Consider the following 20,146-nt stretch of genomic DNA (forward strand, 5'->3'; position numbering starts at 1 on the left):
GCGAGGCACGGATTCCCGACCTTGAAAATTTCACCGTCCGGCGAGACGTTCCCGCAGCTCGCCCCCCTCGGGCCCGCCTGGCGCTTGCCCCCTACCGAGGGCGGAACCACACTCTGCGGGGTGTCGTCCCTCCGCGCGACCACCTGAGCGGTCCGCACCCCCGTCGCGCTCGCGTGCCGGTCCACGCGAGGTGATGTTAACGCTAACAATTACGGGGGCCGGTCAAAGCGGAGAGCGTCACCGACAACACGATCAAGGTTCATCCCGTGGCGACGCCGGCGACCGGCGCGGAGCGGCACCAACAGCCAAGTGGAGAAGACATGACGCAAGATCAGAATGAGACCGCGGGCAGCGAGCGAGGATCGCTGAGCCGGAGAACCGTTCTGGCGACGATGGGGGCCCTGCCGGTCCTCGCGGCCACGACCTCGGTCCTGGGGGCCTCGGAGGCCGCGGCCGCCACGGCGGTCATCGATCCGTCGGCGCCGCGGCAGACGATCCGAGGCTTCGGCGGCATGGCCCACGCGGCCTGGATCGGCGACCTGACAGCCGCCCAGCGGGACACGGCCTTCGGCGCCGGCGAGGGCCGGCTGGGGTTTTCCGTGCTGCGGATCCCCGTCCCCGAGAACCAGGCGGACTGGAGCCGTGATCTGGCGACGGCGAGGCGCGCGATCGAGCTCGGGGCCACCGTCATCGCGTCGCCGTGGAATCCCCCCGCCAACATGGTCGAGACCTTCGTCCGCGGCAGTCAGACCGACGCGAAACGCCTCAGGTACAACATGTACGGCGCCTACGCCCAGCACCTGAACGCCTTCAACGACTTCATGCGGAACAACGGGGTGAACCTGTACGGCATATCGGTGCAGAACGAGCCCGATTACGCGCATGACTGGACGTGGTGGACTCCCGCCGAGCTGGTCCGGTTCCTGAGGGAGAACGCAGGTTCGATCGGTACCAGGGTCATCGCGCCCGAGTCCTTCCAGTACCTGAAGAACATCTCAGACCCGATCCTCAACGACTCCGCGGCGCTCGCCAATGTGGACATCATCGGGGCTCACCTCTACGGCACGTCTTTCGCGAACTTCCCCTATCCCCTCTTCAAGCAGAAGGGCGCGGGCAAAGAGCTCTGGATGACCGAGGTCTACTACCCCAACAGCAGCGATTCGGCGGATCTTTGGCCCCAGGCGCTCGACGTAGGGGAGCACATCCACCGCGCCATGGTGGACGCCGAGTTCCAGGCGTACATCTGGTGGTACATCCGGCGTGGCTACGGCCCCATGCGGGAGGACGGCCAGATCAGCAAGCGCGGCGCCGTCATGGCGCACTTCGCCAGGTTCGTCCGCCCCGGATACGTGCGGATCGAAGCGACGGCGAACCCGGCGTCGAACGTCTACGTCTCGGCGTACCGGGGCGGTGACTCCACGGTCGTCATCGTCGCCGTCAACAAGGGCACCTCTGCGGTGAGCCAGCAGTTCACCCTGGCGAACAGCACCGCGGCCGGCGTCTCGTCCTGGCTGACCGACGCGAGCAGGAACGTCGCGCCCCAGGGAACGACCGGCGTGTCGAACGGCTCCCTCACCGTCACGCTCCCCGCCCGAAGCATGATGACCTTCGTGACCGGCGTGAGCCCCGGCCCCTCGCCCAGCCCGTCGCCCAGTGGTGGCACCGGCCCGTGCCGGGTGGCCTACACGATGAGCTCCTGGAACAACGGCTTCACCGCCGGCATCAGCATCACCAACACCGGGACCTCGACGATCAATGGCTGGACGCTGGGCTTCACCCTGCCCCCCGGCCAGACCATCACCTCGGGCTGGAACGCCACCTACACCCCCTCCAGCGGCCAGGTGAGCGCCCGCAACGTCGGCTACAACGGCACGCTCGCCCCCGGGGCCACCATCGACATCGGCTTCCAGGCCACCCACACCGGCGACACCGCCGAACCGACCGCCTTCACCCTCAACGGCGTCCCCTGCACCGTGGTCTGACCGACACGCGAAACAACCCCCGAAGCCCGAGCGGCGAAGGGACGGGGGCGGCCCCTCCGACGAGGGAGGGGCCGCTTCCGGAGGCATCAGTTCTTGCGGCCGACCGCGCCGACGAAGGTGTGGTAGGTGATGCCGCTATAGGTGAAGTCGTCGGGCTGCGCACGCCACTCGGCGAGGGGGACCAGGCCGGGTTCGAGGATCTCAGTGCCGGAGAAGTAGCCGAGGATCTCCTCGCGGGTACGCCAACGGCCGCAACCCAGGCTTTCGTTGAAGATCCTCTCGGCGTCAAGGGCCTGCGCGGAGGCGTCCGGGTGCTCCTCCCCCGGGTTGTGGAAGTGGGAGATCACCAGGTAGCTGCCGGACGGCAGGGGGGCCAGCAGGCGCGCGGCCAGGCCTGCCGGGTCCTCGTCGTCCCGGATGTGATGCAGGATCGCCAGCAGCAGCAGGCCGACCGGCTGGTCGAAGTCGATGAAGCGCCGCAGGTCGGGGTGCCCCAGGATCGCCTCGGGATCGCGCAGGTCGGCCTGGATCACCGTGGTGGAGCCGTTGGTCGCCAGCAGTGCCTGGCCGTGGGCGAGCACGATCGGGTCGTTGTCCACGTAGACGATGCGGGCCTCGGAGTCGACGGCCTGGGCGACCTCGTGCACGTTGCCCTGGGTGGGCAGGCCGGAGCCGATGTCGATGAACTGCCGGATCCCGGCCTCGGCGGCCATGAAGCGCACGGCGCGCTGCAGGAAGGCGCGGTTGGCCCTCCCGGCGTCGGAGGCGTCCGGCGCGGTCTTGAGCACCATCTCGGCTACCTGGCGGTCGACGGCGAAGTTGTCCTTGCCGCCGAGGAAGTAGTCGTAGACACGGGCGACGCTCGGCTTGGAGGTGTCGATCTCCGGGGGCACGTAGTCGGGGTCGCGCCTGGCCCAGCCCCAGTCCTGCTTGTTGTCTGACACGGCCGTCCTTACTAAGCGCTTCCCGGGTTGATCGATCAGGAGGATGTTAACGCTCAAGTCAGGCGATTTTTACAATTTTCAGGCCAAAAAGTTATCGATAACAAGAATCCTTTGGGCGATTTGTGATCTTATTTACGGATTGATCATCGCTGGGTGCTCCGATACCGGGGTGAGCTGCCGGGACAGGGCCCGGTCCGGCCATCGGCACCGGTCACGAACGTGTCATCGGCTGCAAGACGACGTCCGTGAGCTCGAAGTGAACATGATGTGCCCTGGCTCACGGGCGTGGATCCGCCGGCGGCCGGCCCCGACGCGGTTCCCGCCCGTCACGAAGGAGGTCACCGCGCACAACGCCTGCTGGGCCCAGGCCGGACCGCCCCCGCAGAATGGCCCTGCAGCGCCGGCACCGGGTCCACAACCTGCTCGGCAAGGGCGTCGGACCACGGGAATGCGCGCGCCACCCGAACCTGCCTCCGGGCACCGCCAAACGCTACGCGCGCGTGCCGAAACCCGAACGCCTCCAACGTGCATCCGTACTACCGGCCCACCCTGGTCGCCCCTCACCGCGGCCACTGTTCGCCGCACGGGACGGTACGGCGTCGAACGCGGGCAATGTCCACCGGTCCTTCCACGCCATCGCCACGAAGGCGGGGCCGGATGCGGAGAAGTGGACGCCGCGCGAGATGCGCCACGGCTTCTTCTCGCTGCCGTCGGACCACGGTGTGCCGGTTGAGAACGTCTCTCGCCTGGTCGGCCAGGCGACACCACGGTGACAGAGACGGTCCGGCTCCGACCGGTGCCTGGAGGGTGCGGCCGCGATGGATCGGATCTTCCCGGGCACCGCCAAGGAGGCGGAGTCGGCCGCGCGGCGCCCCTGTGGACGGACGAAGGCCCCCCGGTCGGCGTCAACCAGGGGGCCTTGATCTGCGTCTTGCTAGTGTGGGCGATACTGGGATCGAACCAGTGACCTCTTCGGTGTGAACGAAGCGCTCTCCCGCTGAGCTAATCGCCCGCCCTGTCCGGCCCCTCGCGGTGCCGACGTGGAAAACCATACAGCAATTCGGGAGTGCCCGCGAAGCGGTGTCCGCCACTAAATTGATCTTGAGAGATGACGCGCCAGGGAGGCAAAGCTCTGAGGATGCATCCGACGGGGGGCTACGGTGTCATAGCATCGTCCTGATCCACAGAAGCACCGAACGACCCGGGCTCGACCCGAATCACCCGAGACGCCCCGCCAGGGAGTCGACGGTGACCAAAACGAGACGCAAAACCCTTGCAAATACGGCCCTGTTGGTGATGTTTAGCCCGGTAGATGCCCAAATGTCGCGCTGTGATGTGCGTTACAGAAGGGCGCAGAGGCGGAATCTTTCCTACAGGTTTCTTTGTTCCGCGTGATGGCTCATGCGGAGCGAAGCCCGCTTGAGAGCAGTGAAAGCCCCGAAGAGGGGACCGACGACGAAAAGGTTTGGCTGACGATGAACAGCGCCACCGTCTCTGCCGAGCTAGGCCTTCGGCTTGTGGTCCCCGACCGTACCACCGTCCCCCTGCTCGCCGGACTCAGCTACACGGCCGATGATCCTTACGCGATCAGAATGGCCTTCCACGTGGGGAACGACGAGCCGGTCGAGTGGATCTTCGCCCGCGAGTTGCTGACCGTCGGCATCGTGCGGCGGGTGGGCGACGGTGACGTGCAGGTGTGGCCGGCGCGTGCCGACGGCGAGCGCACGCTGCACATCAGCCTCACCTCGCCGTTCGGACAGGCGCTGTTCGAGGTGCCGCTGGCTCCGCTCACGGAGTTCCTGCACCGGACGTACGAGCTGGTGCCCGCGGGCCGCGAGACCGACTTCATGGATCTGGACGCCGAGCTCAGCAACATGCTCTGGAGTTCCTGACCCGGCTCTCCCCGCGCCCCGGCGGGACCTCGGCCTACGCCGCGGGCTTGAGCAGGCGCCGCATCCGGGCGATCTCGATGCCCTGGCCCGAGACGACGTCCTTGGCGACGGCCAGCATGGCCCGGTCGGCGCCCTCGCGGAGCTGGAGCCCTGCCATCGTGACCGCCGCCTCGTGGTGGGTGATCATGAGGGTCAGGAAGAGCGTGTCGAAGGCCGCTCCCCTGGCCCCCCTGAGCCGGTTCATCTCCTCCAGCGTGACGGCGTGCTCGTCATGCCCCTCGTGCCCCTGCGGCGCCCGGCCGACCGCCTCCAGCCACGACGTCATGGCCGCGATCTCCGGCCGCTGCGCCGCGGTGATCCGCTCGGCGAGCTTCCGCAGGACCGGCGAGGACGACCTGGCCGGGACCAGCTCCGCCATCTCCAGTGCCTGCCGGTGGTGCGGGATCATGCCTTCGGCGAACCTCACGTCGGCCGCCGTGACCCTGGCCTCGGACTCCCCGAGATTCTCGCCCGGCCGCGCCGTACGGCCCGCCTCACCGGGGCCGCCCGGGACTATCACCGGCGCGCCGGTCTCCGCGACGAGCGGTGCCGGCCCTCGCTGCGCCGCCTCCGCGCATCCGCCAAGAACCGATATCGCCATGATCACCGCGATAATCTGACTCGGCATACGAATCCTCCGCATAGCTTCAATAATGGGGCAAGTGGACCGACGTAATGGGGGCACCGTGCGATCGACCATGGCGTTCGGCCTGGCCGCGCTACTTCTTGTGGCCGGGTGCGGGGCGGATCCGACACCCCAGGACCCACCGCCCGCGGCCGCCTCCGAGAAGAGCCCGGGCGCCACCGAGCAGGCGGCGGGGACCCCCTCCCCCGGGATCTCCGGGGACGGCACCCACAGTGACAACGTCACGCACCTGGCCAACGTGCCGCTCGGCGCCCCGCTCAACGGGCCCCAGGCGTGGGGCACCGACCTGGCCTTCCAGGGCGACTACGCGTTCGTCGGCAACTTCGACGGCTTCAGCGTCTTCGACATCTCCGACCCCTCCCACCCCTCGGTGGTCAGCCAGGTGCTCTGCCCCGGCGAGCAGAACGACGTCTCGGTGAGCGGGAACCTGCTGTTCCTGTCGATCGACTCCGTCCGGGGCGGCCCGGAGTGCGACGCCCCGCGCGGCAACCCGGAGTCGGACGGCTGGGAGGGCATCCGGATCTTCGACATCACCGACAAGTCCCATCCCAGGTTCGTCTCGGCGGTCCGCACCGACTGCGGCTCACACACCCACACCCTGGTTCCGGGCAAGAGCGCGGACACGGTCTACCTCTACATCTCCGCCCCCGGCCCCGAAGCCCAGTCGACGACCTGCGCGGCGCCGTACAACAAGATCTCCGTGGTCGAGGTGCCCGTCAAGGCACCCCAGACGGCCAAGGTGGTCTCGGCGCCGCTGCTCTCCGACCAGCCGGGCGAGGACGGCCTCGGCGGCTGCCACGACATCACGGCCTACCCCGAGAAGAACTTGGCCGCCGCGGCCTGCTTCGGAGACGGGGTCCTGCTGGACATCACCGACCGGGCCAACCCCAAGGTGCTCCAGCACGTGAGCGACAAGGAGAACTTCGCCATCTGGCACTCGGCGACGTTCAACAACGATGCCACCAAAATCGTCTTCGGGGACGAGCTGGGCGGTGGCGTGAGCGCGACCTGCGACTCCGGAACCCCGAAGACCAAGGGCGCCAGCGCCGTGTACGACCTCGGCGAGGACCGCAGGCTCACGCTCCGCGGCTACTTCAAGATCCCGAGGGAGCAGACGTCCGACGAGAACTGCGTCGCGCACAACGGATCGCTGCTACCCGTGCCGGGAAAGGACATCATGGTCCAGGCGTGGTACCAGGGCGGGGTGTCCATCTGGGACTTCACCGACGCGGCCAGCCCCCAGGAGATCGGCTTCTTCGAGCGGGGCCCGATTCAGGGAGTCGGCGGCTCGTGGTCGGCGTACTACTACAACGGCCACATCTACTCCAGTGACATCACCAGGGGTCTGGACGTGCTCCGCATCGACGACCCGCTGACCGACCCGGCCGCCAAGGTCAGGATCAAGGAGCTGAACGCGCAGACCCAGGTGTCCTACTAGCCGATCCGTGATCGCCGGGCGACCGGTCTTCCGGCGAGGGCGCGCCCTCGCCGGAATCGGAAACCCCGGGCCTCAGGGGTCGAGGTCGGCGGCGGAGCGCTCGGCGAAGACCCGCATGGCCTTGGCGGTGATCGGGCCGGGCGCGGCGGGCAGCACGGTCTGGTCGACCGCGCGGATCGGCTGGATGTCACGGGTGGTGGAGGTCAGGAACGCCTCGTCCGCCTCGTACAGGGCCGAGAGCGGGACGTCCTCCTCGATTCCCCCGCACCACTCCAGCGCGAGCGCGCGGGTGACCCCGGCCAGACAGCCCGAGGCGAGCGTGGGAGTGACCAGCCGGCCGTCACGCACGATGAAGACGTTGCTGCCGGTGCCCTCGCAGAGGTCTCCCGCGGTGTTCTCGAAGATCGCCTCACCGCCGCCGGCGGCCTTGGCGTAGAACAGCGCCCTGGCGTTGTCACCGTAGGAGGTGCTCTTCACCCCGGCGAGCGCACCGCGCTCGTTGCGCGGCCAGGGCACGACCGTGACGTCGGCGGTGGCCGGGAACGGCTTCTGCTCGTCGACGATCACCACGGTCGTGCAACCCGCCTCGCCCCGGTCCGAGCCGAGCGGCCCCGGGCCGCTGGTGTAGGTGACCCGGACGCGGCCGAGCCGCCACGGCGGGGCTTCGGCCAGACAGGCATGGATCCCGGCGGCGATCGCGTCGGTGTCGGGATCGGGCAGTTCCATGCGCCGCGCCGAGAGCGTGAGCCGGTCTAGGTGGCGGGTGAGCGCGAACGTGGCGCCGTTCACGCACTTGATGGTCTCGAACACCCCGTCGCCGACCATCAAACCATGATCGAAAACTGAAACGGCGGCCTGATCCGGAGAGACGAGTTCCCCGTTGAGCCATACAGGTGTCTTCATCAGGTACCTCCAGTGTGGATACCCCCGCCTTCAGGCGGGGGAGGAGACGCGGCACCGTGCCGCGCTTCTGGGTGGGTGGTGTAGCCGTGGCCGTCTGCTCGTTGGAGCAGGCGGGCGTGGCGGTGGCCGACGCCCTGCACGGTGCCGTGCCGGGTGGTGATGTTGAAACTGCCGGTGCTGCGGACCGCGACCCGCCCGGTGTGGACTCCGGCCTTCTTACCGGTCGGGACGGTGGCGCGGACCAGGTCTCCGGTGGCGAACCCCTTGACCTGCTTGGTCCGGGGCAGTCGTAGCCGAGGGAAGCCGTAGCGGTCGGTGCGGGTGCGGGCGTAGCTGCCGCGCCCGGTCGCCTTGGCCACGAGCACGGTGGACGGCCAGGTGGTCACGGTGTCGAGGTCGCCGACGTGTAGCGCGTCCAAGGTGTGGGACTTGGCGGCGCCGGTGCGGGAGCGGTTCCATTTGGTGCGGCCACCGGAGGCGGTGGCCACAGGTAGGCCGGTCGCTTCCAGGGCCCGCCACAGCGCCCACCGGGTGGCGTTGACCGCGGCGGTGCGCCCCCATTTGGCCAGCAGGTATTCGCGGACCTCGTACCCGGCGAGGGTGCCCTGCCGGTACTCCACTCCTTCCAACGGCTTGCCCGCCGAGAGGGCGTGCGTGTCGAAGGAGACCTTCTCCACGTGCACGGCGATCACGGGCACCCACCGGGTCAGCCGCGCCACCTGCGACATGGTGGTCTCGATGCGGTGTCGCAGCGACGGCGCGAGCCACCCCTTCGGCTTGGTGCGGTTGGAGAAACGGGATGCGCGGTAGCGCAGGTTGCGTGACCGTCTCCCCCGCCGGTACGCGGCCCGCGAAGCGGGCTTGTCGCGGATCGCCGCGCCTCGGTGGTCGAACTGGATCGCGTACCGTCCGGTCCGGCTCCCGTCGCGGTCGGTGAATATGGCCAGGCCGGTGTGCTTGGAGCCGGGGTCGATACCGACCTGTACGCCTGCCACGGTGGAATCGGCTACCGACCGGTCTTTGAGGCGGATGACGAACGGGGGGTGACGCACCACCACCGCCCGCCCGACCGCCGGCAGGCGGCGGGCACGGGCGGGGTGACAGAGGTCGAGCGGGTGGCCGCGCTCGTCGAGGACGAACACGGCGGGGTGAACCTCACGGTTCGCTCCCTCGGACACCGAAGCGTCCTCGGGGTGACGCCGAACGGACCGGGTGCCGGTCGGTTCGATCTCCCCTCGCCCAGGTTGAACACCAGGTACCGCCTGGCGGCGGTGTCCGTGAGCCGTTTCGTGCCCACCCCCGGGCGTGCCCGCTCCCACGGATTCGAGAGCCTGGGGCTGAGGAAGCACCCCAGGGTCGGTCTGCGATCTTGTGTTCAACGTAGCCATCAAAACGCACCTCCTTGAGCTGACGGCCAGGGCTGGTCAACGCGGGGCTTGTAAAGCGCATTACCGCGCCTCAAGCCCTCTCCTTCAGGAGGGGGTCGTTGACGCGACTCCTTCTGAACCTGATGTTGATGCCAGTGCGACGAGCCGGGAGGCCTTCAGCTCGGTCTCGTCCCATTCGCGGCGCGGGTCGCTCCCCCAGGTTATGCCCGCGCCCGTGCCGAAACGGATCTCACCGGACGACAGCCAGAACGTGCGGATCCCCACGGCCAGCGACGCCCGCCGCCGGTCGGCGTCGACCCAGCCCACGGTCCCACAGTACGGCCCGCGCGGCTCGGGTTCGAGCTCATCGATGATACGCAGGGCCGAGGATTTCGGGGCCCCGGTCACCGACCCCGGCGGGAAGGTCGCGCCGAACAGCTCGGGCCACCCGCATCCCGGCGCGAGCCGCGCTCTGACCGTGGAGACCAGGTGCACGAGACCGGGATGCTCCTCCACCTCGCACAGGGCGGGCACGCTCACCGAGCCGACCTCGGCGACCCTGCCCAGGTCGTTGCGGACGAGATCGACGATCATCACGTTCTCCGCGTAGTCCTTCTCCTGCAGGTCCTCCTCGGTGACTCCGGTCCCCTTGATCGGTCTGGACTCGACCACGTCGCCGTCCCTGGACAGGTAGAGCTCGGGAGAGGCCGACACGACGCTCAGTCCCGGCAGGCTCACCATCGCGGCGTAGGGGGCGGGGTTGCCCTCCGCCAGCCGTACGGCCAGTGCCAGCGGGTCCGCCTCCCCTCCCGCGGGCAGCGGCGCGTTCAGCACCCGGCACAGGTTGGCCTGGTAGACCTCGCCACGCTCGATGTACGAGCGGATGCGCCGCACGCCGTCCTCGTACCCGGCCCGGTCCAGGGAGCTGCGCCACGACGACGGGTGCGGCCCGCGCCAGGGGCCGCGCGGCACGGGCAGCGGGGCCTGACGGACGTCGTCGAACCTGGCGCACGTCACCTTGCCCTCGTAGTCGACCACGACGGCCCACCACCCCTCGCCGTCCAAAGCGGTCAGGTCGGTGGTGACATCCCGGAGCCCCGTGGCCAGATGTCCAGTGACATGCGCAAAAGAGTCATGCACTTCCCTATTGTCTCGCTTGTCCGATCAACAGACGCACCAGGGTGCGGGCCGCGGGCAGCGGGACGGGCGGCAGGGCCGCGTAAACGGCCCTGCGGGGGGCGAGCTCGCCGAGGGAGCGGAGCACCAGATCGGGGGGTACGGCGTGCGCGGCGATGGCGGGCACCAGCGTGATGCCGAGCCCGGCCGCGACGAACCCGAACTTGCCCGTCCACTCGCTGATCCTGACCGAGGCACGGGGGGTGAACCCGGCCCTGGCACAGGCCGCGGCGAGAGCGGTGGCCCGGCCCGGCAAAGACGCCTCGATCCAGGTCTCCTCCCGCAGCTCGCGCAGGTCGACGACCTCCTCCCCGGCCAGCCGGTGGTCACGGCGGAGCGCGACGAACAGCTCGTCGTCGGCCAACTGGACCATCTCCACCTCCTCCTGGCGGGGCAGTTCGGCGAGGTGGTCACTGACCACCGCGACATCCAGGCCACCCTCTCGCATGCGGCGCAGCAGGCTGCGGCTCGGCCCCTCGATCGGGACGAGTTCGACCTCGGGGGACTCCTCGCAGAACTCGCGCAGGGCACCCGGCACGAGCGCGACGTTGGCGGTGGCGAACGCGCCCACCCGCAGCCGCCCCCGGTAACCGCCGTGAATGCCGGCCAGTTCCTCCTCCGCCCTGGTCAGCTGGTTCAGCACCACCTGGGCGTGGTGGTGCAGCGCCTCGCCGGCGGGCGTCAGCCGCACCCCGCGCGGCAGCCGCTCGAACAGCGGTCCGCCCGCGCGGTGTTCGAGCGCGGCGATGCGCCGGGAGACCGCGGACTGGGTGTAGCTGAGCCTGGCGGCGGCCGCGGTGAAAGACCCGGTGCGGGCCACGGTGTCCAGCAGGCGGAGCCCTTCGATGTCGAACACATTCCCCCTTCGCATGGCTTACATGCAATCTAGTCGCTGGTGGAATGCCTTATCGGCCCCCTAGCGTGAGGCGCGTGATTTCTTTTCTTGGTCTGGGGCGTATGGGCGCCCTGATGGCCCGGCGGCTCGTGGCGGCCGGGCACGAGGTGACGGTGTGGAACCGCACCCCCCGCGTGGTCGAGGGGGCCACCGCGGCGACCTCACCGGCGACGGCGGTGGCGGGCGCGGAACTAGTGATCACGATGCTCAGCGACCCGGCGGTGGTGCGGCGGGTGCTCTCGGACGCGGCGCCGGGGCTGCGGGCCGGGACCGTGGTCGTGGAGATGTCCACGATCGGACCCGAGGCGGTGGCCGGGCTCCGCGACCTGCTTCCCCCCGGGGTGGGACTGGTCGACGCGCCGGTCCTGGGCAGCGTGGGGCCCGCCGGGGACGGCACGCTGACGGTGCTGGCCGGCGGGCTCGCCCAGGACCTGGCCCACTGCCGGAAGGCGCTGGAGGTGTTCGGCCGGGTGCGCGAGGTGGGCGGCCCCGGCGCGGGCGCGGCGATGAAGCTGGCCGTGATGAGCGCGCTGGTGCCCGCCCAGGTGCTGCTCGCCGAGACCGTCGCCCGCGCGGAGGCGACCGGAGTGGACACCGGGACGCTGCTGGACGTGCTCGGCGGCACACCGCTGGGAGCGCTCGTCGAACGGGTCCGCCCGGCCGTCGAGAACGGCCCGGGCGAGACGCGCTACGCCCTCGGACTGGCCGCCAAGGACATGGCGCTGGCCGCGCACGGGACCCGGACCCTCGCCGCCGCGGCCGGGAGGCGGCTGGCCGGCGCGGCGGCGGCCGGGCTGGGCGACGCGGACCTGACGGCGATCTTCGCGTACCTCACCGCGACCGGTCCCGCGGGGGCGGCCCGGGACACGGAGCGGAGCGATCGGCGGGGCCGTACCGGCGTGGAGAGGATAAACCCGGCCACGGTCCCCGCCACCAACGGGCGTTACTCGCACGCCACCAGGGCGGGGGATCTGCTGTTCGTCTCCGGGCAGGTGGCCATGGACGGGGAGGGGAAGGTGGTCGGCGAGGAGGACATGACCCGCCAGTCCGAGTACGTGATGGACCGGCTGTCCCGCGTCCTCGCCGACCAGGGCTGCACGTTCGACGACGTGACCCACATCCGGACCTACCTGACGGACATGTCACTGCTGCCGGAGTACGCGGCCGTGCGCGGGCGCCACATCACCGGCGAGCCCCCGGCCAGCACGACGGTGGAGGTGTCACGGCTGTTCTCGCCGGGGCTGCTCATCGAGGTGGACGTGGTCGCCGCCATCCCGGCGGGACGGTACTAGGCCAGGGGGCCGGTGACCGTCTCGGCGGCGGCGACGATCGCGTCGCCCGCGACGAGCCCCACCACCGCCTCGATCTCCGGAGCGAGGAAGCGGTCGGGTCCCGGGCCGGGGACGACCTGGCGCAGGGCCGCCAGCACCGCCCCGGTCGCCGGGGCGGGCCGCAGCGGGGCGCGCAGGTCCAGGGCCCGCGCGGCGGTGAGGATCTCCACCGCGAGCACCCGGGTGAGGCCGTCCACCGAGCGGCGCAGCTTGCGCGCGGCCGACCAGCCCATGGAGACGTGGTCCTCCTGCATGGCGGAGCTCGGGATCGAGTCGACGCTCGCGGGCACGGCCAGGCGCTTGAGCTCGGAGACCACCGCCGCCTGGGTGTACTGGGCGATCATGTGACCGGAGTCGACGCCGGGATCGTCGGCGAGGAAGGCCGGCAGGCCGTGGCTGCGTGCCACGTCCAGCATGCGGTCGGTGCGGCGTTCGGAGATGCTCGCCATGTCCGCGACCGCGATGGCGAGGAAGTCGAGCACGTAGCCGACGGGGGCGCCGTGGAAGTTGCCGTTGGACTCCACCCGGCCGTCGGCCAGGACCACCGGGTTGTCGATCGCCGAGGCGAGCTCCCGTCCGGCGACCGAGGCGGCGTGCGCCAGGGTGTCCCGGGCGGCGCCGGCGACCTGCGGGGCGCACCGCAGGGAGTAGGCGTCCTGGACCCGGGTGCAGGTGCCGTCCCGGTGGGAGTCCATGATCTGCGAGCCCGCGAGCAGCGCCCTGAGGTTGGCGGCGCTGGCCGCCTGCCCAGGGTGCGGGCGCAGGGCCTGCAGGTCGGCGGCGAAGACCCGGTCGGTGCCCAGCAGCGCCTCCACGCTCATGGCCGCGCCGATGTCGGCGGTCCTGAACAGGCGGGCGAGGTCGTCCATGGCCAGGATGAGCATGCCGAGCATGCCGTCGGTGCCGTTGACGAGCGCGAGCCCCTCCTTGGCCACCAGTTCGACGGGCTCGATGCCCGCCTGCTTGAGCGCCTCCGCGGCGTCGGCCCGCTCTCCGGCGGCGTCCCGGACGACACCCTCACCCATGATCGTGAGGGCCACGTGGGAGAGCGGCGCGAGGTCGCCCGAGCAGCCGAGGCTGCCGTACTCGTGCACGACGGGGGTGATCCGCGCGTTGAGCAGGCTCTCCAGCACCCTGGCCGTCTTCGGGCGGACCCCGGTGTGGCCGGTGGCCAGGGTGTGCAGGCGCAGCAGCATCATCGCGCGGGTCACCTCGACCTCGACCTCGGGGCCGGACCCGGCGGCGTGCGAGCGGACCAGGGATCGCTGCAGCTGCGCGCGGAGCGCCGGGTCGATGTGCCGGGTGGCCAGGGCGCCGAACCCGGTCGAGACGCCGTAGGCGGGGGTGGGGCTCTCGGCCAGTTCGTCCACGCGCGTGCGGGCCGCGGCCATGGCGGCCACGGCGTCGTCGGTGAGGCGCACGGGGGCACCGTACCTGGCGACCTCGACGACCTGCTCGAAGCTCAGCGGCTCCGGCCCGACGTTCACGACCTCGTTGTCGCGCATGCTGTCACTCTCTCGCGTAGGTTGAACCCGGTAACTGGTGAACCTATTACTGGCTCCTTACATCTCACGATACCGGTAGCGCTCGGTTTGGGGAGTGGCCGGGTATTCGCTAGAGTTCTCGCAGTGAGTCCGGGCAGGCCCCGGAGGCACGCGGAAGTGGCTCAGTGGTAGAGCATCACCTTGCCAAGGTGAGGGTCGCGGGTTCGAATCCCGTCTTCCGCTCGGAAGGGACTTCGGTCCCCCACTCGGTGGAGTGGCCGAGAGGCGAGGCAACGGCCTGCAAAGCCGTGTACACGGGTTCAAATCCCGTCTCCACCTCTGGTTCGCAGCGAGGACGATTAGCTCAGCGGGAGAGCGCTTCCCTGACACGGAAGAGGTCACAGGTTCAATCCCTGTATCGTCCACCACCGCTCATGGCGACCATGAGCGGATCGAACAGCCGTCAAGATCCCGGTTCGGGGCCTTGGCGGCTTCGTGGTCTTCTGGCCGGTCGCCGTTGAACCGCGGCGCGAACAGGATCAGTCGGCGCCGCCGGCCGCCGTCGAGGTGTCCACCCGCACCGGCCGGAGCAGGAGCACGGTCAGCAGCGCCGTCAGTGCCATGCAGGCTGCCCCGAGGAGGGCGGCCAGGTGCATGCCGTCGGTGAAGGCCGAGCGGGCGACGTCGAGCAGGGCCGCTCCCTCCGCTCCCGGTATCCGCGCGGCCACCTCGACGGCGCCGCCCAGGGTCTCGCGCGCCGCCTCGGCGTACTCGGGGGGCAGTGCGGGATCCGCCGCGGTGAGCCTCTCGCCGTAGACGGCCAGCCCGATGCCGCCCAGGATCGCGACGCCGAGCGCGCCGCCCAGCTCGGTGGCGGCCTCCATGATCGCGGATGCCGAGCCCGCGCGCTCCGGCGGGGCGACAGCGACGATCATGTCGGAGGCCGTCGCCTGCACCGCTCCGATCCCCGTCCCCAGCAGGAGCAGGCCGCCGATGAGGGGCCACCGCCCGGAGTCCACCTCGATCCCGCTCATCACCAGGAAGCCTCCGGCGACGAGCGTCATGCCGCCGCCCATGATGTGTCCCGGGCGTACCCGCTGCGCGATCACGGCGGCCAGCATCGAGCCGGCGAGGGCGGTTCCGGCCGCGGGCAGGGTCAGCAGCCCCGCGACGAACGGCCGTAGCCCGAGCACCATCTGCAGGTACTGCGCGACGAAGTAGAACAGCCCGACCAGGGCGAAGACCGCGAGCGTGCTCGTGATCAGGGACACGGTGAAGCCCCGGTCGGCGAACAGTCTCAGGTCGAGCATCGGGGTGGGCAGCGTCCGCTGCCTGCGCAGAAAGGCGACGCAGAACACCGACCCGGCGACGACGCCGAGCAGCGCCTGGAGGCCGAGGCCGTCGACGGCGAACTGCTTGATCCCGTAGACCGTCGGCAGCACGGCCGCCAGTGAGAGCGCGGCACTGAGCAGGTCGAAGCTCCAGGGGCGCGGATCACGGTACTCGGGGAGCACGATCGGCCCCAGCACCAGCAGCAGGACCATGACCGGCACGTTGATCAGGAACACCGCCCCCCACCAGAGGTGCTCCAGCAGTCGGCCGCCCACGATCGGCCCCAGCACGCCGCCCCCGGCGAAGCCGGCGGCCCATACCGCGACGGCCGTCCGGCGCTGCCGCGGATCGCGGAACATGTCCCGGATCAGCGCGAGGGTGGGCGGCATCAGGCTCGCCGCCGCAGCGCCCTGCAGGGCACGGGCCGCGATGAGCGACTCGGCGCTGGGGGCGTACGCGGCGATGACCGACGTGACGCCGAACGCGGCGGCTCCGATCAGCAACAGCTTCCGGCGGCCGATCCTGTCCCCCAGGGCACCCATCGTGATCAGCAGACCGGCCAGCAGGAAGGCGTAGATGTCGACGATCCACAGCAGCTGGGAGCCGGTCGGCATGAGGTCCGCGCTCAGGAAGGGCAGCGCGAAGTAGGGCACCGTCACGGTCACCGAGACGAGCAGGACGGGCAGGACGAGCACCGCGAGTCCGAGCCATTCCCTCCGCCCTGCCGTGGCCGCCGTTCGCACCATTGCCGAAACCTCCTCGGATATCCTGTACGCCAAATATGCGCATACATCGTACGCAAAATTTTTGGACGTGCGCAAGAGTTGATATCCAGGCCAAAGCGGCACGAATTAACGTGCAGAAATACCTTCAAAGCACGGAGGTCCAGCCAGATGGCGGCGCATCCCGCTCGCCATAACGTCACACAACCGCCTCTCATTACGTCACAAAAAACACGTGTTAGAATTTCGTCACACCAGTGGGTGTGCCGGAATTGGACGAGGACGCATGTTGACGTGTGCGCAATGTGGAAAGCCGTTGGACGCCGCGCCCCGGGGGCGACGCCCGCGGTACTGCTCCCGTGCCTGTCAGGCACAGGCCTACCGGATCCGCACCGCCGGACGAGCCGTGCGCCGCGCCGAGCCCGCGCCGCGGACCGTTCTCCCCACGCCCCCGCCGAGCACCGGCGATCCGGCGGGACGGCACGAGCCCCCAGCCGGCTTGAGCACCGAGCGGATCGTGCGCACCGCGGTCCGGATCACCGACGCCGAGGGGCTGGACGCGCTGTCGATGCGCCGCGTCGCGACCGAGTTGGGCACCGGCGCGATGTCGCTGTATCGCTACGTGCCGGGCAAGGACGCGCTCGTCGAGTTGATGGTCGAGGCCGTCTTCGGCGAGGACCCGCATCCGGACTCCGTTCCCGGTGGCTGGCGCACGGGGCTGGAGGCCGCGGCGAGGCGGGAGTGGCGCATGTACTCCAAGCACCCCTGGGTGCTGCGGGTCATCGCCACCCCCCGGCCGCCGATCGGGCCGAACGTGCTGGCCGACGTCGAGTGGGCGATGCGCGCCCTGGACGGCCTCGGTCTCGACCCGACGACAACGCACTGGGTGGCCATGACGGTGAGCGCCCAGGTGCAGGGCGCGGCCCTGCTGCTGGTGAACGAAGTGGAGGCCGAGCGTCGTACCGGGGTCACGGCCGGGCAGTGGCGCGTGTCGAGGGCGCCGGCGCTCCTGGAGATCCTGGAGTCCGGGCGGTTCCCGATACTGTCCAGACTCCACGCGGAGCGGGGGGACGTGATCGACATCGACGAGTGGTTCGAGTTCGGCCTGGGGCGCCTTCTCGACGGTCTCGCCGTTCTGGTGGAAGGCCAGGAGAAGGAACCGGATTCCGCCCGCGGCCTGGCACGGTAGGGACCGCCGCGTGGCGGTGCGGGGCCCCAGGCGGTGAGCCCCCGCGGTCGACGGACTTGTTCACCCGGTCTTGGTCGTGCATTAGCGGCCGGGGGGCGCCGAAGACGCGTAGCATCGGCGTTCTGCGGCTTTCATTCGTTTCCTGCTCGGACTCATGGACTCGGAGGATCATGAACGGCCCCTTCATCCCCGCCGCCCGCGCGGCGGCCGACCGGACCGGGCCGGGCGAGATCCCCGCGTCGCGGCGCTCTCCCCTGCCGAAGACGGCGGAGACGGTGGAGGCGTCGTGACGAGCCTGCTGCGCAATCCCGTGAAGAACTACGACTGGGGCTCGCACACGGCCATCGCCACGCTGGCCGGGCGCCCCTCCCCCGCGGAGCGGCCCGAGGCGGAGATGTGGTTCGGCACCCACCCGTCCGGCTCCTCGTCGGTGCTGCGGCGGGGGACGTGGCACTCCCTCGCCGAGACGGTGGCCGCCGATCCGGTGGCCGAGCTCGGAGAGAGGACCGTTGAGCGGTTCGGCTCGCGGTTGCCGTACCTGCTGAAGCTGATCGCCGTGGACCTGCCGCTGTCACTGCAGGTTCATCCGTCGCGGCAGCAGGCGGCGGAGGGCTACGCCAGGGGCGTCTACGTCGACCCGTTCCCCAAGCCCGAGCTGATCTGCGCGCTGACCCCGTTCACCGCGCTGGCCGGATTCCGCCCGCCCGCGGAGGCCGCGGCGCTCATCGGCGGGCTTGGCGTCCCGGAACTGGAGCCCGTCGTGGCGCCGCTGGCCGTCGGGGACGCCTCCACCGCGCTCCGCACGCTGGTGGAGTGGCCGAAGGAGGGCAGGGCGGACCTGGTGGCCGCGATCGCGCGGGCCGCGTCGGCCGCGGGCGGCCCCGACCGCGAACTTGTGGTGCGCCTGACCGGTATCCATCCGGAAGACCCGGCCTGTCTCGCCCCGCTCTTCCTGCGCCGCCACGAGCTGCGGCCCGGCGAGGCGCTGTTCCTGGGCGCGGGAGTCCTGCACTGCTACCTGGGCGGTTTCGGTGTGGAGATCATGGGCAGCTCCGACAACGTGCTCCGCGCGGGGCTGACGAGCAAGCCGATGGACATCGACGAGTTGCTGCGCGTCACCGACCCCTCGATCTCGCCCCTGCCGGTCGAGCCGGTCGGCAACCTCTACCGCACTCCCGCCCCGGAGTTCCGCCTCGGCACGGCCGTTCCGGGCTCCGGGCTCACCCTGGAGGGCGGAGTGCCGCGCATCCTGGTGTGCACCCAGGGCGAGGTCGAGGTCGGCGGGCGGATGCTGCGGCCGGGCGAGTCCGTCTTCGTCCGCGCCGCCGGACCGGTCCGCCTGCGCGGCTCCGGGACGGTCTTCTGGGCCGAACCGGGCCTCGACTGACGGCGCGGATGCAGGTGAACGCCTCCCGGTGAGGTCCGGCTCACCGTCCGACCGGCCGCGGTGTCCTCAACGGGATCCGCCGGCCTCGGCCGCCGTGGGCCGGGGCCGGGGAGCACGGCGCACGCCGCCGTCTCCCTGCCCGGCGCCCCGGGCAGGCCGGGGCCGGTCACTCCGGACCGCGGTCGTCGAGGCGCGCGTCCTGCCTGCCCTGGCCGAGTTCGTCGGCCCGCAGTGCGAGGAGGACGTCGGGGCGCAGCAGCCGGGAGGGGGCGTCCAGGTCCAGTAGCCGGAGGATGCGGCGCAGCCGGTAGCTGACGGTGTTCTCGTGGATCGACAGATGCTGCGCGGTCAGCCGTACCGACAGGCCGCAGGCGAGGTAGGTCCGCAGGGTCTCGATGAGCACCGGGCTGGGTCTCAACGGGGTCAGCACCGTGTCCACCAGGCGGCCGGCGTCGAGGGGGTTGCCGATGAGAAGCACCTCGGGAATGACGCGCTCGAAGTGGACGACCACGCGATCGGCCCCCATTCGCAGCCCGGCCTCCAGGGCGGCCAGCGCCTCCCGGCACGACCCGCCCGCCTCCCCGAGCCTGGGCCGCGGCTCGCCGAGGCCCAGGACGAGGCCCGGCGGGATGCCCGGCCGGCGGGCGGCGCGGGTCAGCGCCTCGTCGAGGCCGGGCGCGTCGGCGAGCAGAAGCAGCGTGGTGGCCCCCTTGCTCCCGGCGAGGATCCGGCTGCGCAGCCGGGGGCGCAGCGAGTCGAGCACCGCCTTCTGCGCCCTGGCGAGCGCGAGCGGGCTGGTCACCTCGGCCATGCCGATCGCGGCCGCGCGGTGCGGCACCTGGGCGGGCACTCCGACGAGCCGGGCGCGTTCCTCGACGTCGGCGGGATCCAGCGGCTCCCCGCCGGCGAGCCGGGACACCAGGTCGGTGGCGATCTGGTCGAGATGGGCGGCGGCCTCGCTGCGGGTCTGACGGTAGGCGTCGGTCGAGGCGTCGATCATGGAATCGGTCAGCGCGGCCAGCCGCTGCACGAGTCCGGCGAGGTCGTGGCCCTGGGCCGACGGCCCGGCCGCGGCGGCAAGCCGCTCCAGCAACGCCCGCTCGGCGGTGTGCCAGGAGGCCACCAGGCTCTCGATCGGCACGCCCTGGATGGCCCGCCGCTGGCCGAGCGCCGCCGCGGACAGCAGTTCGGCCTCGCTGAGGGCCCGCCGCTCGGCCACCGCCGAGAGCACGGCGGTGAGGTTGGGCGCGACCACCCCGGTGAGGTCCTCGACCTCCATCCGCGCCTGGTCATATCCGGGCAGGCGCTCCCAGACGGTGCCGACCAGGGTGGCCGCGATCTCCTCAACCTGCGCGAGGAGGCCGCGGGCCTTTTGTGTCATGTCCACAAAAGCGATCTCTCCATCTTCCGGCAGAGCCA

General features: G+C 70.7%; 16 protein-coding genes and 4 tRNA genes. 10 read left to right on the top strand and 10 right to left on the bottom strand.

What is annotated here, in order from left to right; translation table 11 throughout:
• The first annotated feature begins 320 nt into the window (after positions 1–320).
• Positions 321–1,982: a cellulose binding domain-containing protein gene (locus AB0J58_RS14195; protein ID WP_364214880.1), complete on the top strand. Its 1,662-nt coding sequence runs from the start codon at positions 321–323 to the stop codon at positions 1,980–1,982.
• 86 nt (positions 1,983–2,068) lie between these two features.
• Here the strand turns inward: AB0J58_RS14195 and AB0J58_RS14200 are convergent, their stop codons facing one another.
• On the bottom strand, positions 2,069–2,926 hold the full coding sequence (locus tag AB0J58_RS14200) for an SAM-dependent methyltransferase (protein ID WP_364214883.1): 858 nt from the start codon (positions 2,924–2,926) through the stop codon (positions 2,069–2,071).
• A gap of 386 nt (positions 2,927–3,312) precedes the next feature.
• On the opposite strand from AB0J58_RS14200, the gene AB0J58_RS14205 reads away from it, so the two are divergent.
• Positions 3,313–3,699, top strand: coding sequence for a hypothetical protein (locus tag AB0J58_RS14205; RefSeq protein ID WP_364214886.1), 387 nt, complete (start codon positions 3,313–3,315; stop codon positions 3,697–3,699).
• A 167-nt stretch (positions 3,700–3,866) separates the two neighbouring features.
• Here AB0J58_RS14205 and AB0J58_RS14210 read toward each other — a convergent pair.
• Positions 3,867–3,938 (bottom strand) — tRNA-Val (locus tag AB0J58_RS14210).
• 463 nt (positions 3,939–4,401) lie between these two features.
• On the opposite strand from AB0J58_RS14210, the gene AB0J58_RS14215 reads away from it, so the two are divergent.
• Entirely contained in the window at positions 4,402–4,818 is a 417-nt protein-coding gene (locus tag AB0J58_RS14215; protein WP_012892610.1) for an SsgA family sporulation/cell division regulator, read from the top strand.
• Between the two features lie 34 nt (positions 4,819–4,852).
• Here the strand turns inward: AB0J58_RS14215 and AB0J58_RS14220 are convergent, their stop codons facing one another.
• Positions 4,853–5,485 carry a DUF305 domain-containing protein gene (locus AB0J58_RS14220; protein WP_364214888.1) on the bottom strand — a complete coding sequence of 211 codons (633 nt, stop codon included), beginning with the start codon at positions 5,483–5,485 and terminating at the stop codon, positions 4,853–4,855.
• Between the two features lie 34 nt (positions 5,486–5,519).
• Here AB0J58_RS14220 and AB0J58_RS14225 point away from each other — a divergent pair, with 34 nt between their 5' ends.
• Complete coding sequence (locus AB0J58_RS14225; protein ID WP_364214890.1) at positions 5,520–6,941, top strand: hypothetical protein; 1,422 nt, start codon at positions 5,520–5,522, stop codon at positions 6,939–6,941.
• Positions 6,942–7,013: 72 nt separating this feature from the next.
• Here AB0J58_RS14225 and AB0J58_RS14230 read toward each other — a convergent pair whose 3' ends face one another.
• The 4 genes from AB0J58_RS14230 to AB0J58_RS14245 all read right to left on the bottom strand — a co-directional run bounded on the left by AB0J58_RS14230 (position 7,014) and on the right by AB0J58_RS14245 (position 11,258).
• Positions 7,014–7,844, bottom strand: a complete 831-nt coding sequence (locus AB0J58_RS14230) for an aminotransferase class IV (RefSeq protein ID WP_364214893.1) — start codon at positions 7,842–7,844, stop codon at positions 7,014–7,016.
• A complete protein-coding gene (gene iscB, locus AB0J58_RS14235; protein WP_364214896.1) occupies positions 7,844–9,022 on the bottom strand; it encodes an RNA-guided endonuclease IscB in 1,179 nt (392 codons plus the stop codon). Before iscB ends, AB0J58_RS14230 begins: the two co-directional genes overlap by 1 nt.
• A gap of 294 nt (positions 9,023–9,316) precedes the next feature.
• Positions 9,317–10,351 carry a chorismate-binding protein gene (locus AB0J58_RS14240; protein ID WP_364214899.1) on the bottom strand — a complete coding sequence of 345 codons (1,035 nt, stop codon included), beginning with the start codon at positions 10,349–10,351 and terminating at the stop codon, positions 9,317–9,319.
• A 4-nt stretch (positions 10,352–10,355) separates the two neighbouring features.
• Entirely contained in the window at positions 10,356–11,258 is a 903-nt protein-coding gene (locus tag AB0J58_RS14245; protein WP_364214902.1) for a LysR family transcriptional regulator, read from the bottom strand.
• A 59-nt stretch (positions 11,259–11,317) separates the two neighbouring features.
• Here AB0J58_RS14245 and AB0J58_RS14250 point away from each other — a divergent pair, with 59 nt between their 5' ends.
• Positions 11,318–12,574, top strand: a complete 1,257-nt coding sequence (locus AB0J58_RS14250) for an NAD(P)-binding domain-containing protein (RefSeq protein ID WP_364214905.1) — start codon at positions 11,318–11,320, stop codon at positions 12,572–12,574.
• On the opposite strand, the gene hutH is transcribed toward AB0J58_RS14250, so the two are convergent.
• The gene (gene hutH / locus AB0J58_RS14255; RefSeq protein WP_364214907.1) at positions 12,571–14,118 is read right to left on the bottom strand and encodes a histidine ammonia-lyase; all 1,548 of its coding nucleotides are present in this window, start codon (positions 14,116–14,118) and stop codon (positions 12,571–12,573) included. The two genes, AB0J58_RS14250 and hutH, sit on opposite strands and share 4 nt — an antisense overlap.
• A 150-nt stretch (positions 14,119–14,268) precedes the next feature.
• Between hutH and AB0J58_RS14260 the strand changes: the two genes are divergently transcribed.
• The 3 genes from AB0J58_RS14260 (at position 14,269) to AB0J58_RS14270 (ending at position 14,525) form a co-directional block, all read left to right on the top strand.
• Positions 14,269–14,340 (top strand) — tRNA-Gly (locus AB0J58_RS14260).
• Between the two features lie 25 nt (positions 14,341–14,365).
• Positions 14,366–14,436, top strand: a tRNA-Cys gene (locus AB0J58_RS14265).
• A gap of 14 nt (positions 14,437–14,450) precedes the next feature.
• Positions 14,451–14,525 (top strand) — tRNA-Val (locus tag AB0J58_RS14270).
• 111 nt (positions 14,526–14,636) lie between these two features.
• Here AB0J58_RS14270 and AB0J58_RS14275 read toward each other — a convergent pair.
• Positions 14,637–16,175 carry an MFS transporter gene (locus AB0J58_RS14275; protein ID WP_364214910.1) on the bottom strand — a complete coding sequence of 513 codons (1,539 nt, stop codon included), beginning with the start codon at positions 16,173–16,175 and terminating at the stop codon, positions 14,637–14,639.
• A gap of 475 nt (positions 16,176–16,650) precedes the next feature.
• On the opposite strand from AB0J58_RS14275, the gene AB0J58_RS14280 reads away from it, so the two are divergent.
• Positions 16,651–17,340, top strand: coding sequence for a TetR/AcrR family transcriptional regulator (locus AB0J58_RS14280; protein ID WP_364214913.1), 690 nt, complete (start codon positions 16,651–16,653; stop codon positions 17,338–17,340).
• 286 nt (positions 17,341–17,626) lie between these two features.
• Complete coding sequence (gene manA, locus AB0J58_RS14285; RefSeq protein WP_364214916.1) at positions 17,627–18,727, top strand: mannose-6-phosphate isomerase, class I; 1,101 nt, start codon at positions 17,627–17,629, stop codon at positions 18,725–18,727.
• Positions 18,728–18,893: 166 nt separating this feature from the next.
• Here manA and AB0J58_RS14290 read toward each other — a convergent pair whose 3' ends face one another.
• Positions 18,894–20,108, bottom strand: a complete 1,215-nt coding sequence (locus AB0J58_RS14290) for a helix-turn-helix domain-containing protein (RefSeq protein WP_364214963.1) — start codon at positions 20,106–20,108, stop codon at positions 18,894–18,896.
• Positions 20,109–20,146: the final 38 nt, after the last annotated feature.

Source organism: Streptosporangium sp. NPDC049644, from assembly GCF_040675205.1.
Taxonomy (GTDB): Bacteria; Actinomycetota; Actinomycetes; order Streptosporangiales; family Streptosporangiaceae; genus Streptosporangium; species Streptosporangium fukuiense.

Bases quoted from the DNA above. Each gene is read 5' to 3' on its own strand.
- AB0J58_RS14195 (WP_364214880.1), top strand. From the start codon at position 321: ATGACGCAAGATCAGAATGAGACCGCGGGCAGCGAGCGAGGATCGCTG.
- AB0J58_RS14205 (WP_364214886.1), top strand. From the start codon at position 3,313: ATGGCCCTGCAGCGCCGGCACCGGGTCCACAACCTGCTCGGCAAGGGC.
- AB0J58_RS14215 (WP_012892610.1), top strand. From the start codon at position 4,402: ATGAACAGCGCCACCGTCTCTGCCGAGCTAGGCCTTCGGCTTGTGGTC.
- AB0J58_RS14220 (WP_364214888.1), bottom strand. From the start codon at position 5,485: ATGCCGAGTCAGATTATCGCGGTGATCATGGCGATATCGGTTCTTGGC.
- AB0J58_RS14230 (WP_364214893.1), bottom strand. From the start codon at position 7,844: ATGAAGACACCTGTATGGCTCAACGGGGAACTCGTCTCTCCGGATCAG.
- AB0J58_RS14245 (WP_364214902.1), bottom strand. From the start codon at position 11,258: ATGCGAAGGGGGAATGTGTTCGACATCGAAGGGCTCCGCCTGCTGGAC.
- hutH (WP_364214907.1), bottom strand. From the start codon at position 14,118: ATGCGCGACAACGAGGTCGTGAACGTCGGGCCGGAGCCGCTGAGCTTC.
- AB0J58_RS14275 (WP_364214910.1), bottom strand. From the start codon at position 16,175: ATGGTGCGAACGGCGGCCACGGCAGGGCGGAGGGAATGGCTCGGACTC.
- AB0J58_RS14290 (WP_364214963.1), bottom strand. From the start codon at position 20,108: ATGACACAAAAGGCCCGCGGCCTCCTCGCGCAGGTTGAGGAGATCGCG.